Source organism: Halorubrum sp. CGM4_25_10-8A (assembly GCF_005435025.1).
GTDB lineage: Archaea > Halobacteriota > Halobacteria > Halobacteriales > Haloferacaceae > Halorubrum > Halorubrum ezzemoulense.
In genome coordinates this window covers 1-13,357 of the sequence record NZ_SGTX01000010.1, presented here as the reverse complement: position 1 = coordinate 13,357, position 13,357 = coordinate 1, and the positions used below count along the sequence as shown (strand labels likewise).

The following is a 13,357-nucleotide window of genomic DNA, read 5'->3' as shown; positions in this document are numbered from 1 at the left end:
TCGGGGTCTCGGAGCGAGCGCACAAAAACGGCGGGTGCGGCTTCGCCCGGAGTACCCCAGTCTCAGAAGAAGAGCCACAGCACGAGCAGCACGTACAGCGTCACCAGGGCGATGATCGTCAGGCGGATGAGGATGTTGACGCTGAACACGAGCCCGTTGTAGTCATTTTTCAGCAGCTTCACCGGCTCCGTCCGTCGGCTCGCGAACCCCACGGTCGCGGGCGCGACGTCGTCGACGGCGCGGTCGACCGCGCGCTCGATGGCGTCGAGGTCGGACTCGCGCATGTTGGCCAGCTCGTGGATCGACGCGTGGGTGTCCGTCGAGAAGGGGATCACGGCGTCGAACTCGTCGCGGTACGCGTCGGCGGTCGCCCGCACGTCCGGGGTGAGGCCGTTCGTGTCGACGCCGATCCAGAGCACCTCCTGTCCGTCGACGGACTCGACCATCGCCAGCGCGTTCTGTGCGGTCCGCGTCACCGCGAAACCGGCGGCGTAGCCGTCGGCGAGGTCGGCCGTCGCGAGCCGGTCGCGGAAGTCGTCGAACGCGCGCTTCAGCCGGTCGGCCTCGGCGGAGCCGTACTGTATCTCCACCTCGGGGCCGTTCTGGATGTCGTGTCTGTGCTGGTCGATCAGCAGCACCTCGTCGTGGTCCACGTCGCGCATGAACACGCCGGTGTCGTAGTCGTCGATCCCCTCGCCGTGGAGGACGATCACCTGCCGGTCGCCGATCCGTCGGCCGTGGAACCTGACGTCCGCGTACCCCTCCCGCTCGCCGTACGACTCGGTGACGAGCCGCGAGACTCGCTCCGTCCGGTCCGGGTCCGCGACCGCGTCGAGGATCCGCTCCGCGTCCGCCGGGTCCGAGAGGTCCTCCTTGTGGGTACACGGGACGTGGAAGAAGAAGCCGGCGTCGCCGTCCGCGGCGGCTCCGCCGTCGGCCGCGACCGCGGCGCGGTCGGTCGCGCCGTCCTCGCCCTCCCGAGCGCCGTTCAGCGCGTCGATCAGGTTCCCGCTTAGCTGGCCGCCGCCGAACCCGCCGAGCGGACCGGGGTGGACCCACGGCGCCGCGACGGTGAGCCGGTCCCCGTTGTCGACCGCGAACGTCTCGACCGCGGGGCGGGCCTCGACGCCCAAGTCGAGCGACTCGCGGTCGTTCCGGAGCAGTCCGGAGGTGAGCGCGAACGCGGAGACGTCGGTGTTGCTCCGGATCAGGTAGTCGACGACGAGGAGCACCAACACGAGGAACCCGGCCGCGATGAGCAGCGACGCGAACGCGAACACGTGGCGGTACGTCGAGAAGCCGAGCTCGCTCCCGCCCAGCGCGTAGAAGGCGGCGATGAGCAGGGCCGGCTCGGCGAGCGACGCGAGGAGGATCCGGTCGGAGCGGTCGATCCCCGTCGAGACGACGAGCACTAGGATGTTGAGCAGGTACAGCGTGATGAAGCTCAGCCAGATGATGCTCCACGCGTTCCCGACGTTGTCCGCGCCGGAGAGCACGAGCGCGTACACGAACAGGACGAACTGCGAGGTGAGCGCGAGGAAGTAGCTCCACGGCCGCGGGTAGCCGTCGAGGACGCGGGGGAACAGCTCCGCGGCGACGACGAACGGGACGAGGAAGATGAGGACCGCCACCGGCACGATCCGCGACGGGTCCAGAGCGAACGGCGTGAAGACCGTTATCGCCGCGACCGTGGCGACGCCGTACACCCCGCTCAGAAGGACGAGCGCGGCGGCCTGAACCCGGAGCCGCGGCACCGAGAACACGAGCCGCTGGAAGGCGTCGACGTTGTCCGCGCCCATCTAGCCGGTCACCCCGTAGATCGATTCGAGCTCGTCGACGGTCTGCTCCACCGAGAACCGCTCGACCGCCGCGCGGGTGTCCCTGTCGCCGTCGAGGCAGTCGCGGACCGCGCGCTCCATGTCGTCGAGGTCGTCCAGCGCGAACCGCGCGCCGTTCTCCGGACCGATCGTCTCGTCGAACGGCGCCACGTCGGCGGCCGCGACCGGGGTGCCGCAAGCGTTCGCCTCCAGCGTCGAGAGCCCGAGCGTGTCGCAGGTCGAGGCCGTGACGAAGACGTCGAGCGCGGCGTAGAAGTCGGGGAGTTCCTCCCGCGGGAGGAAGTCGTGGAACCGGACGTTCGCCGGGGCGTCCGCCTCCAGCTCCGCCCGGACCGGCCCTTCGCCGACGAGTTCGAACCGCGCCTCGGGGAGCCGCGCCGCGAGCCGGAGAATCTCGTCGACGTTCTTCTTGCGGGTCATCCGACCGCTGTACCCGACGACGGGCCGGTCGTCTCCGTTCGGTCCCCCGTCGGCCGCCAGCGAGTCCGCGCCGGCGTTCTCGCGGGGGCGGAACCGGTCCATCTCGATGCCGACCGGGAGCCGGTACGGCTTCACGTCGCGGCGGATCCGCGAGGTCGAGGCGGTGACGCAGTCGAACGCGTTCAAAAAGCGGTTCTCGTAGGCGACGTACGCCCGTCCCGCGAGCGCGGCGAGCCGTTCGGACTTGAGCCCCTGGACGAAGTAGTCCTCCACGGGGGTGTGATGGGTGTACACCGAGGTGGCGCCGTACCGCTTCGCGTACCGGAGCCCCATCAACCCAGTCGACGCCGGGCCGTGACAGTGGACGACGTCGAGGTCGGGGAGCGTCGAGAGGCGGCGGTAGGTGGGGAAACGGTACTGCCGGTAGAACGGGTTCGGCAGCGAGCGGACCGGGATCTCGCCGTCGTCGGGCTCGTGGCTGCTCGCGGGGTAGACGACGTACACGTCGTGGCCCCGCGCTTCGAGGCGCTCGCGCCACGCCTGTATGGTGTAGGTGACGCCGTCGATCCCGGGGAAGTAGCTGTCTGTGAAGAAGCCGATGTTCATGGTGGCGTCTGTCGGTCGTGCGGTCGCGGTCGGCCGCGGCCGCCGGGGCGGACTCGGCGCGGAGGGGACGAGCCGGGTACGTCGGCCGCGGAGGGGGTTGCCGGGGCGGCCGGGCCGGCGAGGGGTACCGATGCCACAGTTATTCGCCGAGTTCTCCACCTGACCGCTTCAACATTTTCATTTCCGAAGCGCGGCGGGCGCAGCGCTGTCGAGGTGGCTCTGACCCCGACCGCTTAATCCCCGGGCGCTCGAACCGCCGAGCATGATCACGACCGACCGCATGGCGGCCGTCGACGCCAACGCGGCCGCGCTCGGCGTCCCGCGCAAACAGCTGATGGAGTCGTCCGGCAACGCCGTCGCCCGCGAAGTGCGGGCCGTCGCGGACCCGGGTGCCGCCGTCGCGCTCGTCTGCGGCCGCGGGAACAACGGCGGCGACGCCCTCGTCGCGGCGCGGTTCCTGAAGCGGTACGACGTGACGGTCCACCTGCTCGGACGCCCCGCGACGATCCGGACCGACATCGCGCGGGAGAACTGGGCGGCGGTTGAAGCGACGGAGATCACGACCGAGACGGTCACCGACTCCCGCGACTTCTCCCTCGCCGCTCCCGACGGCGACGGCCCGGACGTCGTCGTCGACGCGATGCTCGGCTCCGGGGTCTCCGGCGGCCTCCGCGAGCCGGAACGAACCGCCGCCGCGGCGATCAACGCGACCGACGCGACGGTGATCGCGGTCGACGTGCCCTCCGGGATCGACGCCGACACCGGCGAACCGACCGGCGAGGCGGCGACCGACGGTCCGGCCGACCCAGTCGCCGTCGACGCCGACCGCGTGGTGACGTTCCACGACGAGAAGCCCGGACTCGACGCCGCCGGCGTCACGGTCGCGGACATCGGGATCCCGGCCGCCGCGGAGCGGTTCACCGGCCCCGGCGATCTCCTCGGGCTCGACCGCGATCCGGACTCGCACAAGGGGGACAACGGCGAGGTGCTGGTGGTCGGGGGCGGACCGTACACCGGGGCGCCGACGCTGTCCGCGCTGGCCGCGCTCCGCGCGGGCGCCGACCTCGTCCGCGTGGCGTGCCCCGAGTCGGTCGCCGGCGCGGTCCAGGGGTTCTCGCCGAACCTCATCGTCCGCGCGCTGCCCGGCGACCGCGTCGGGCCCGCCCACGTCGACCGGGTCGCGTCGCTCGCGGCCGAAAGCGATGTCACTGTCCTCGGCCCGGGCCTCGGCGGCGGCGACGGGGCTCGGGAGTTCGTCCGCGAGTTCCTGACGGGCTACGACGGACGCGGCGTCGTCGACGCCGACGCGCTCCGGGTCGTCCCCGAGGTCGACACCGACGCCGACCTGATCTGTACGCCGCACCAGGGCGAACTCGTCGACATGGGCGGAGAGAGGGCGTCAGACCCGGACGAGCGCGCGGAACTGGTCGACGAGTTCGCGGGCGGGCTGGGCCACACGCTGCTCGTGAAGGGCGCTGTCGACGTGGTCGCCGACGGCGACGAGACACGGCTCAACCGCACCGGGAACCCCGGCATGACGGTCGGCGGGACGGGCGACGTGCTCGCGGGGACGGTCGGCGCGCTGGCGGCCGTGACGGAGCCGTTCCGGGCGGCCGCGGTCGGCGCGTACGCCGTCGGCCGGGCCGGCGACGCGGCCGCGGAGGCGAACGGCGCGGGGTTGGTGGCGACGGACTTACCCGATCGGCTGCCGGAGGCGATGCGTGATGAGTGAGGAGGACGCGGTCCGGTCCGGCGACGGAAGCAACGGAGGCGACGGCAGCCCGGACGACCTGACACACACCGACGACGCCGGCGACGTCCAGATGGTCGACGTGGGCGCGAAGCCCGACAGCAGCCGGCGAGCGGTCGCCCGCGGGGAGATCCGGCTGACGCCGGGGACGATCGCGGCGGTCGAGGCCGACGCGGTCGAGAAGGGCGACGTGCTCGCGACCGCCCGGATCGGCGCCGTTCAGGCGGTGAAACACACCTGGGAGACGATCCCGATGTGCCACCAGATCCCGATCACGAACGTCGACGCCGAGTTCGCGGTCGGCGACGACCGGATCGAGCTGACGGTCGCGGTCGAGACCACCGGCAAGACGGGCTGTGAGATGGAGGCGCTGGAGGGCGTCACGACCGGGCTCAACACCGTCTGGGACATGGTGAAGGCCGCGGAGAAGGACGCCGACGGCCAGTACCCCGACACGCGGATCGCGGACGTGAAAGTGGTCGACAAACGGAAGGAGACGGTCGACGCGTAGCCGCGGCCCGGGAGGCCGCCGCGGTTCGCCTCAGCGGTCGAGGAACGGCGGGACCACGACTTCGGCACGCTTCTCGTCGCCGCGCACGACGACGCTCACCTCGGTGCCGGCGTCGGCGTACGACTCGTGGAGGTACCCCAGCCCGATCGGCTCGTCGAGCGTCGGGCTCATCGTCCCGGAGGTGAGCTTCCCGACTCTGGTGAGGTCCCCGTCGGTGACGGCGTACCCGCCGCGGGGCACGCCGCGCTCCGAGAGCCTGACGCCGACGAACTTCTCGTCGACGCCCTGCTCCTTCTGGACCTCCAGCGCGTCGCGGCCGACGAACTCCGTGTCGAGCTTCACGACGAAGCCGATCCGCGCCTCGTACGGGGTCCGGGGCTCACCCTCGGGATCGAAGTCCTGTCCGGACAGCAGGAACCCCATCTCGGTGCGGAGCGTGTCGCGCGCGCCGAGGCCGCACGGCTGCGCCTCGCGGGGCGCGTCGACGAACGCCTCCCAGACGGCGCCGGCGTCAGCGGCCGGGCACATCACCTCGAAGCCGTCCTCGCCGGTGTAACCGGTGCGCGCGACCCAGCTCTCGACCCCCGCCACCGCCGCCACCGCCGCCTCGAACTTCGAGAGGTCGACGACGCGGTCGCGGGGCGTGGCCTGGTCGAGGGCGTCGGCCGCGTCGGGGCCCTGGACCGCGAGCATCGCCCAGTCCCCCGTGGCGTTCGCGACGGTCGCGTCGAGCCCCCACTCGTCGCGGTGCGCGGTCCAGCGGTCGGCCATCTGTCCGTCGTGGCCCGCGTTCGGTACGAAGAGGTACGCCGGGTCGCCGCTCGGCGCGTCGAGGTCGCCGCCGTGGTCGCTCTCCAACGCCGCGAGCGACGCCGCCCCTTCCCCGGCCGGAGTCCCGTCGGGGAGCCGGTAGACGACCGTGTCGTCGAGCATCACGCCCTCCCCGTTCGTGATCGCGGCGTACTGGGAGTCCCCGGGGTCGAGCGCGCGCACGTCGTTGGTCGTGAGTCGGTTCATCAGTTCGGTCGCGTCCGGGCCGGCCACCTCGATCTCGCCCATGTGGGAGACATCGAAGACGCCGACCGACTCGCGGACCGCCGCGTGTTCGGTCCGGATCGAGTCGAACTCGACGGGCATCTGCCAGCCGCCGAAGTCGGTGAACTTCGCACCGCGCGCGTCGTGGGCGTCGTGGAGCGGAGGGAGACGGTCGGTCATACGCGCACCCTCTCCCGGGCGAGCCTAAGGTGTTGTGACAGCGGCGGTCCGCGCGTCCGCGGCGGGCCCGGCCGCGTGGCCCCCACCACCTCGAGCGACAGCCTCAAGCGGTCGCCGTGCCGTCTCCCGACCGTGAGCAGTTCCCGTCCCGACACCGCCGCCGCGGTGGCGCCCGCGGTCGCCGTCCTCCTCGTCGCGGTCCTGCTCGGCGCCGTCGTGGGCACGTGGCCGCCGTTCGTCGCGGTCGAGAGCGGCAGCATGACTCCCGGCGTCGAGCGCGGCGACCTCGTCGTCGTCACGGCCGCCGACCGAACGCCGTGGGGCGACCTCTCGAGCGCCGCCGACGCGGACGCGCCGACGCGGCTCGGCGGACCGGGAGACGTGGTCGTTTACGCCGTTCCGGGCGCCGGGGGTCGCCCGGTGTTCCACCGCTTGGCGTTCCCCGTGGAGGCGGGCGAGGACTGGACGGAGCGGGCCGACCCGGACCTGCTCTCCGGCGACTGCGGGGAGCTCTCAACCTGTCCGGCGCCGTACGACGGGTACGTCACGCGCGGGGACGCGAACGGGCTGTACGACCAGAGCGCGGGCATCGCCCCGGTCGTCCCCGAGGAGTGGATCGCCGGCAAGGCGCTGTTCGCGGTGCCGAACCTCGGCTGGACACGGGTGGCGATCGACGCGGCGGCCGCGCGGTACGGCGGGGTCGCGACCGGAGTGGTCCTCGTCGGTCTCGCGGGACTGGCCGGCGGACTCGGCGCGCTGCTCTTGGGACGGCTCGGTCGGGGACGGCGGCGGTGAGTTGTCTCGGCGGGAGCGATTCTCTCATGAAAACTCGCGACCGCCGGTAGCCGTCTTTCATACAATTCGGTGCGGCCGGCGCGAGGAGCGCGTGGGAGGTAGCGGTGAGGGAGGGGCGACCGCGGGGAGCCCCGAGCGAACCGCGAGGTCGGCGTTCAGCTATACGCGGCCGCCGGCGTCGCCCGACCGCTATCGCGTCGAGGGCGATCCGGCGTCCGTCTCGTCGTCGTCGCTCCCGGCGGCGTCGCTCTCGTCGCCGTCGAGCGTCACGGAGCCGTTGGCGGCGTTGCGGAGCGCGTCCGAGCGCCCGAACTCCCCGGGCGCGATGGCGAGCGTCCGGATCCCGTAGCCGTTGGCGGTCTCGACGACCGGCTTGAAGTCCGTGTCGCGCGAGGCGATCGCGAGGGTGTCCATTCGGTTCTCGGCCGCGAACCGCGCGGCGTCGACCGCGAGCTTCACGTCCACGTCGCCGCTCGTGATCACGACCTCGAAACCACGGGCCTCCGCGGCCTGAATCAGCCCCGGCGTCGCGTGCTCGTCGAGGTAGAGCCGGGTCGTCACCAGCGGGCCCTCGGCCTCGGCGGCCAGCCGCACGTCGTCGAGGTCCACGTCGAACTCCTCGCGCAACACGTTCGGGCCGTCGACGAACAGCGCCACGCCGTCGGTGTTCGCGTCCGTCGCGCGCTCGCCGGTCGTCCCATCGCTGCGGCCCGCCTCGCCGTCAGCGGTCGTCTCGCCCTCGGGCCCGTCGCCTCGGTCCATGAGCGGGCTTCGCCGCGGCCGGAAATAGGTATGCTGATTCGCGAGCGCTCTCGACGAGCGCCTCCCGCCCGGTCTCGGTGTGTCGTCTGCCCAGTTATCCCCGGCAATTCGTCCGACCGACTTGGCGCTTCAACACCTTATATCCGTATTACGACCTGCCTCACGTCCGTAGTGAATATACGGAGACTTGAAATAGGATGTCCAATAATAGCGAGATAAGATGTCTCAATCAAACGCGTACACCGTTATTTCCGCACAGAACGATCACGATTGTACCACTGTACGTGCCCATCCACGCAACGAGACGTTCCACGTCGTCGACTACGCCGACGAGGACGCCCGCGAGCGCGTCGCCGACCTGCCGGTAGGGTCGGTCGTGAAGATGGAACTCTCCCGCGCCGGGCGTCGGAGCAACGTCTGGCGCGCCGAGTCGGTCAAGACCGCGCAGACCGACGGCGGCGAGTCCCGCTGACGCCGGACCGGCGGCCGCACCGGAACCGCGGCCGCAACGCCGCAGTTTCGAGCCCGAATCGTGACCGATTACGACACTTATATGCCTCGTATGGCGGTACCACGATTCGATGGTGGAAACGCTCCTGGCGGTCGGGGTCGTCGCGTCGGCGTTCGTCGGCTTCAACATCGGCGGCTCCTCGACCGGCATCGCGTGGGGACCTCCCGTCGGGGCCGGCATCCTGAAGAAGACGACCGCCGCGGGACTCATGACGGCGTTCGTCTTCCTCGGCGGCTGGACCGTGGGGCGAAACGTGATGGACACGCTGAGCGGCGGGATCATCACGACGGAGCTCTCGCTCTCGGCGGGTGTCGCCGTGTTGTTCTTCATCGGACTCGGGATCCTCATCGCGAACATCTTCGGGGTCCCCGTGCCGACCTCGATGACGACCGTCGGAGCGATCGCCGGCCTCGGACTGGCGACCGACACGCTCGACTACGCGACGGTCTCGCGGATCATCTCGTGGTGGATCGTGACCCCGATCATCGGGTTCTGGGTCGGCGTCGTGATCGGTCGGTACGTCTACCCGGCGGTGAACCGGCGGGTCCACATCGAGAAGTCCCCCGGCCCGCTGCTGCGACTCGACCGGGAGGGCGGGGTACCGAAGCCGGAACTCGGCCCGAACACGACGGTGACGGAGCTCATCAGCACGGTCGTCGTCCTCCTCATCGGCTGTTACATGTCGTTCAGCGCCGGCGCGAGCAACGTACCGAACGCCGCCGCGCCGCTGGTCAGCGGCGTCGGAGGGCTTCCGGAAAACACCGCTATCGGGATCGCCACGCTCGCGATCGGACTCGGCGGCTTCACGATCGCCCGCCGCACGATGGAGTCGGTCGGCGGCGAACTGAGCGACATCCCCCTGCTCGCGGCCCTCTTCGTGATGACGACGGCCTCGACGATCACGACGGTCCTCTCGTACCTCGGGATCCCGATCAGCCTCGTCATGGGCACGGTGATGACGATCGTCGGCATCGGGTGGGGACGCGCGACGCGGCCGGTCACCGTTCAGGAGGCGGTCACCCGGAACACCGGGGACAACGAGATCGTCCCCGGCGCGATAACCGTCTCGGAGGACGAAGAGGAGCGGTCGGCGCCGATCGGCGAGGCGGAACCGGAGGCGGTGTTGGAGGCCGGCGACCTGTTCAACCCCCGAGCGGTGCTGAAGTACATCTCGATGTGGATCATCGGCCCGTCCGTGTCGACCCTGCTGGCCTACGGGTTCTTCGTCCTCGTTCCGGGCGTCGCCTGACGGCGCGCGAACCGCCCGTTCAGTCCCGCGTGAGCCGCGGGTTCGTCACCGCGCCCTCCGCGGCCGAGGCGAAGTCGCGGCCGTACTTCGCGAGGATGCCGCCCTCGTAGGGCGGTTCGGGCGCGTCCCACGCCTCGCGGCGCTCGTCGAGCTCCTCGTCGGAGAGGTCCACGGTCAGGTCGCGCTCGGGGATGTCGACCGTGACGTGGTCGCCGTCCTCGATGAGCCCGATCGGACCGCCGACGGCGGCCTCGGGCGCGACGTGGCCGATCATCGGACCGCGGGTGCCGCCCGAGAAGCGGCCGTCGGTGAGCAGCGCCACGTCGTCCTCGTGGCCCGCGCCGACGACGGCGGCGGTGACGCCGAGCATCTCGCGCATGCCGGGGCCGCCGCGGGGCCCCTCGTTGCGGATGACGATCACGTCGCCGGACTCGATCGCCCCCGACTGGACGTACTCCATCGCGTCCTCCTCGTTCTCGAACACGCGGGCGGGGCCCTCGTGGTAGAACTCGTCGTCGCCAGTCACCTTCAGCACCGAGCCGTCCGGCGCGAGGTTGCCGTCGAGGATCTTGATGGCGCCCTCCTCCTCCTTCGGGTCCTCGACGGGGTAGAGGAAGTCGGCCTCGATATCGTCGTCGGCCGGGAGTTCGCCGCGCTCCTCCAGGGCCGCGATCTCCTCGGCGAGCGTCCGGCCCGTCACGGTCATCGCGTCGCCGTGGAGCAGGTCGGCCTCAAGTAGGCGGCGGAGCACGACCGGCACGCCGCCGACCTCGTGGAGGTCGTTCATGACGCGGCTCCCGCCGGGCTGGAGGTTCGCGATCTTCGGCGTGCGCCGGGAGATCTCGTCGAAGTCCTCGATAGAGAGGTCGACGTCGGCCTCGCCCGCGAGCGCGAGCAGGTGGAGGACCGCGTTCGTCGAGCCGCCCATCGCGGTCTGGGCCGCGATCGCGTTCTCGAACGACTCGCGCGAGAGGATGTCGGAGGGGCGGCGGTCGTTCTCGATACAGTCCATCGCCAGCTCGCCGGCGCGCTCGGCGACCGCGTAGCGCTCCTCGTCCTCCGCCGGCGGCGAGGCCGATCCGAGCGGCGCCAGCCCGAGCGCCTCCGACAGCGACGCCATCGTGTTCGCGGTGAACATCCCGCCACAGGAGCCCGCGCCGGGGCAGGCGTGCCGCTCTAACTCGTCGAGTTCGTCGGCGTCCATGTCGCCCTGCGCGTACGTGCCGACGCCCTCGAACACCTGGACGATCGTCACGTCGCGGCCGTCGTGTTGCCCGGGCATGATCGAGCCGCCGTAGAGGAAGACGCTGGGGAGGTCCGTCCGGATCGCGGCCATCATCATGCCGGGGAGGTTCTTGTCGCAGCCCGCGACCGTCACGAGGGCGTCCATGCGCTCGCCGAAGGAGACGAGCTCGACGGAGTCGGCGATCACCTCCCGCGAGATCAGGCTCGCCTTCATCCCCTCCGTCCCCATCGAGATGGCGTCGGAGATGGTGATCGTGCCGAACTCGATCGGCATCCCCCCCGCCGCGTCGATGCCGTCGAGCGCGGCGTCCGCCACGTCGTCGAGGTGGACGTTACACGGCGTGATGTCGGCGGCCGGGTTCGGCACGCCGACGATCGGCGACGAGAGGTCCTCGTCGTCGAACCCCATCGCGCGGAACATGGCGCGGTGCGGCGCCTTGTCCGGCCCCTCTGTCACCTCGCGGCTCGGCAGGTCCTCGTCTTTCGTCCCGGCGAATCGGTCCGCGTCCTCCCGGCGACGACGCCGCTCGCCGTCGTCCGATCTCGACTGCTGTTCGCTCATACCCGACCCTGTCGCTCGGGGGTCTTAAACCGCCGCGTCGGGGCGAGGGTTGCTCGGCGGGGATCGCGGTTCCCCCCGCACGGAGTCGGCTTCCGGAAGCGGGGCTCGACACCCGTTATTCGACAGACGGTAACGTATTGAACTCGCCCCTCGTCGTCGGTCGCGTATCAGCATGTCCGTCGCAAGCGCGGCCCGTCGCGTCGACGAGGATGACAGCCAGTTCCCTGCGCACGGGCCGGTTGAGGCATGCCTCGGCTACCTCCTGTTCTACATCCTCGTCGATCGCGTGACACCGCCCGTCTTCGAGGCGTTCGGCAACACGGCCCTCTGTCTGCCGTCCTCGTTCGTCCGGTTCGGGCTCGCGGCCGCGCTGTGGTTCGTGCTCGTGGTGACAGCGGTCGACCAGGCGCGGCGGCTCGCGGCGCTCGGGGTCGGCACGTACGACGACCCCGGACTGCGCGTGCGGTCGCGCGTCGTACCGTCGTCGCCACGAACCACGGGGTATCTGCTCGCGCTGATCGCGGACACCGCCGTCGCCATGGTAACGTTCGACGGAGCCGCTCTGGTCACCGAACGATCGTGACCGGAACCGGCGACCGCCTGGCAACCGTTTCGGCCACGTTCCCCACGAGGAACCGGCGCGTCATGCGGCGGCGGTCCGCCCCGTGAGCGCCGATCACGACCGTGTCGTAGTCGCCCGCCCGATTGATGATGTTCCGGGCCGGGTGGCCGATACCCACGACCGTGTCTATCTCTCGCCCCCGCTCGGCGGCCGCCGCGCGCGCCCGCTCAAAGGCGGGCTCGGCGCGTTCGGCGGCGGCCTCGTCGATGTCGTCCGCAAGGGCGAGGTCCGTCGCTTCGCCGAACATCGAGGAAGGGACACCGACGACGTGTAACACGGTGACGTCGGCCTCCGGAAAGCTGTCGAGCGCGTACGCGAGGGCCTCCACCGAGTGGTCGGAGTCGTCCATCGGGACGAGGATGCGTGAGACCATACCGCAGGTCAGACCGCCTACCCACCTAAGTCTCTTCCTCAGACGACGCCCGGGACGAGCCGATGGGATCCGTGGCGCCGCCCCGTCAACTCCCCGACACGTCGGTCACGGACCTGCTTCCGCCGCGACGGCGTCGGAGTCGAACGACCAGACCGTCGACACCGCGGCCGCGCCGGCCGCGTTGCCCGTCGCCACCAGTTCCCCGAGATCCGAGGCGCCCGGCCCCTCGCGGCGATGACCGCACCGGCGAACGCGTCGCCGGGCTCCGGCGGCTCACACCCGCGCTTTCAGCTCCACTCGGTAGCCGAACGGGTCCCTGACGTACACCGCGCCGGCCTCGCCGGTCGCGCCGAGCGGGGAGTCGAGCCGCTTTTCGACCTCGACGCCGGCGTCGGCCAGCTCCGCTTCGATCTCCTCGACCGACTCCTCGACGACGACCGCGACGTGGTCGTAGTTCGTCCTCGCCGGCCGCTCGAACTCGGCGGTCGGCCACAGGTGGATCACCGCGGTCGCGGAGAGCCGCACGTCGAAGAAGGGCTTCTCTCCGGCCGCGTACAGCGCGTCCTCGATGCCGAAGCCGAGCGCCTCGCCGTAGAACTCGCGGGCCGCGTCGGCACCGCCTTCCGGGATGCGGAGGTTGACGTGGTCGATATTGCGTGCCTTCACGGGGGAGTGTTCGGCGTCCGGGCGCAAAAGTCGTCGGGCCGGGTACTGCCGGTCCGCGTCCGGCCGGAGACGTGGCGGTCGGCGACGGCGGGGCGGTCCTGCGAACTGCGAACGTCCGCGGCACACTTATACACAGTCATGTAAACATCGCGCATGTCAGTCCTCGAACTCCCCGCGGCGACACTGCTCATGGGCGGGATAGCGGGGTCGGGAACGGCGGGCGGCATGGGGG

Annotated in this window: 13 protein-coding genes; 6 read left to right on the top strand and 7 right to left on the bottom strand. The window is 71.0% G+C overall.

Annotated features, from left to right (window positions below):
• Positions 1–62: 62 nt before the first annotated feature.
• Positions 63–1,799 carry a DUF2070 family protein gene (locus tag EXE52_RS11430; RefSeq protein WP_089307637.1) on the bottom strand — a complete coding sequence of 579 codons (1,737 nt, stop codon included), beginning with the start codon at positions 1,797–1,799 and terminating at the stop codon, positions 63–65.
• Complete coding sequence (locus EXE52_RS11425) at positions 1,800–2,864, bottom strand: glycosyltransferase (RefSeq protein WP_089307638.1); 1,065 nt, start codon at positions 2,862–2,864, stop codon at positions 1,800–1,802. It lies immediately after the preceding gene.
• A gap of 262 nt (positions 2,865–3,126) precedes the next feature.
• On the opposite strand from EXE52_RS11425, the gene EXE52_RS11420 reads away from it, so the two are divergent.
• Positions 3,127–4,596: an NAD(P)H-hydrate dehydratase gene (locus EXE52_RS11420; RefSeq protein ID WP_089307639.1), complete on the top strand. Its 1,470-nt coding sequence runs from the start codon at positions 3,127–3,129 to the stop codon at positions 4,594–4,596.
• The gene (moaC, locus tag EXE52_RS11415; protein ID WP_089307640.1) at positions 4,589–5,125 is read left to right on the top strand and encodes a cyclic pyranopterin monophosphate synthase MoaC; all 537 of its coding nucleotides are present in this window, start codon (positions 4,589–4,591) and stop codon (positions 5,123–5,125) included. The genes EXE52_RS11420 and moaC overlap by 8 nt, the downstream gene beginning before the upstream one ends.
• A gap of 30 nt (positions 5,126–5,155) precedes the next feature.
• Here the strand turns inward: moaC and EXE52_RS11410 are convergent, their stop codons facing one another.
• Positions 5,156–6,340 (bottom strand): glycine cleavage system aminomethyltransferase GcvT, encoded by a 1,185-nt coding sequence (locus EXE52_RS11410; protein ID WP_086220634.1) that lies wholly within the window; start codon positions 6,338–6,340, stop codon positions 5,156–5,158.
• A 132-nt stretch (positions 6,341–6,472) separates the two neighbouring features.
• On the opposite strand from EXE52_RS11410, the gene EXE52_RS11405 reads away from it, so the two are divergent.
• Positions 6,473–7,135: a S26 family signal peptidase gene (locus EXE52_RS11405; RefSeq protein WP_049929542.1), complete on the top strand. Its 663-nt coding sequence runs from the start codon at positions 6,473–6,475 to the stop codon at positions 7,133–7,135.
• A gap of 189 nt (positions 7,136–7,324) precedes the next feature.
• On the opposite strand, the gene EXE52_RS11400 is transcribed toward EXE52_RS11405, so the two are convergent.
• Positions 7,325–7,897 (bottom strand): NYN domain-containing protein, encoded by a 573-nt coding sequence (locus tag EXE52_RS11400; protein ID WP_049929543.1) that lies wholly within the window; start codon positions 7,895–7,897, stop codon positions 7,325–7,327.
• 220 nt (positions 7,898–8,117) lie between these two features.
• On the opposite strand from EXE52_RS11400, the gene EXE52_RS11395 reads away from it, so the two are divergent.
• Both EXE52_RS11395 and EXE52_RS11390 read left to right on the top strand, forming a co-directional pair.
• On the top strand, positions 8,118–8,369 hold the full coding sequence (locus EXE52_RS11395) for a hypothetical protein (RefSeq protein ID WP_049929544.1): 252 nt from the start codon (positions 8,118–8,120) through the stop codon (positions 8,367–8,369).
• 109 nt (positions 8,370–8,478) lie between these two features.
• Complete coding sequence (locus EXE52_RS11390; RefSeq protein WP_049929545.1) at positions 8,479–9,657, top strand: inorganic phosphate transporter; 1,179 nt, start codon at positions 8,479–8,481, stop codon at positions 9,655–9,657.
• Between the two features lie 19 nt (positions 9,658–9,676).
• Here the strand turns inward: EXE52_RS11390 and ilvD are convergent, their stop codons facing one another.
• The gene (ilvD, locus tag EXE52_RS11385) at positions 9,677–11,464 is read right to left on the bottom strand and encodes a dihydroxy-acid dehydratase (RefSeq protein ID WP_086216832.1); all 1,788 of its coding nucleotides are present in this window, start codon (positions 11,462–11,464) and stop codon (positions 9,677–9,679) included.
• Between the two features lie 172 nt (positions 11,465–11,636).
• Here ilvD and EXE52_RS11380 point away from each other — a divergent pair, with 172 nt between their 5' ends.
• Complete coding sequence (locus tag EXE52_RS11380; RefSeq protein WP_089307641.1) at positions 11,637–12,047, top strand: hypothetical protein; 411 nt, start codon at positions 11,637–11,639, stop codon at positions 12,045–12,047.
• Here EXE52_RS11380 and EXE52_RS11375 read toward each other — a convergent pair.
• Both EXE52_RS11375 and EXE52_RS11365 read right to left on the bottom strand, forming a co-directional pair.
• Positions 12,031–12,459: a universal stress protein gene (locus EXE52_RS11375; RefSeq protein ID WP_049929548.1), complete on the bottom strand. Its 429-nt coding sequence runs from the start codon at positions 12,457–12,459 to the stop codon at positions 12,031–12,033. The two genes, EXE52_RS11380 and EXE52_RS11375, sit on opposite strands and share 17 nt — an antisense overlap.
• A 273-nt stretch (positions 12,460–12,732) precedes the next feature.
• Positions 12,733–13,125: a VOC family protein gene (locus EXE52_RS11365; protein WP_089307642.1), complete on the bottom strand. Its 393-nt coding sequence runs from the start codon at positions 13,123–13,125 to the stop codon at positions 12,733–12,735.
• Positions 13,126–13,357 lie beyond the last annotated feature (232 nt).

Coding starts and splice junctions, on each gene's coding strand:
- EXE52_RS11420 (WP_089307639.1), top strand. CDS start 3,127: ATGATCACGACCGACCGCATGGCGGCCGTCGACGCCAACGCGGCCGCG.
- EXE52_RS11430 (WP_089307637.1), bottom strand. CDS start 1,799: ATGGGCGCGGACAACGTCGACGCCTTCCAGCGGCTCGTGTTCTCGGTG.
- EXE52_RS11380 (WP_089307641.1), top strand. CDS start 11,637: ATGTCCGTCGCAAGCGCGGCCCGTCGCGTCGACGAGGATGACAGCCAG.
- EXE52_RS11395 (WP_049929544.1), top strand. CDS start 8,118: ATGTCTCAATCAAACGCGTACACCGTTATTTCCGCACAGAACGATCAC.
- EXE52_RS11375 (WP_049929548.1), bottom strand. CDS start 12,459: ATGGTCTCACGCATCCTCGTCCCGATGGACGACTCCGACCACTCGGTG.
- EXE52_RS11425 (WP_089307638.1), bottom strand. CDS start 2,864: ATGAACATCGGCTTCTTCACAGACAGCTACTTCCCCGGGATCGACGGC.
- EXE52_RS11400 (WP_049929543.1), bottom strand. CDS start 7,897: ATGGACCGAGGCGACGGGCCCGAGGGCGAGACGACCGCTGACGGCGAG.
- EXE52_RS11410 (WP_086220634.1), bottom strand. CDS start 6,340: ATGACCGACCGTCTCCCTCCGCTCCACGACGCCCACGACGCGCGCGGT.
- ilvD (WP_086216832.1), bottom strand. CDS start 11,464: ATGAGCGAACAGCAGTCGAGATCGGACGACGGCGAGCGGCGTCGTCGC.
- EXE52_RS11390 (WP_049929545.1), top strand. CDS start 8,479: ATGGTGGAAACGCTCCTGGCGGTCGGGGTCGTCGCGTCGGCGTTCGTC.
- moaC (WP_089307640.1), top strand. CDS start 4,589: ATGAGTGAGGAGGACGCGGTCCGGTCCGGCGACGGAAGCAACGGAGGC.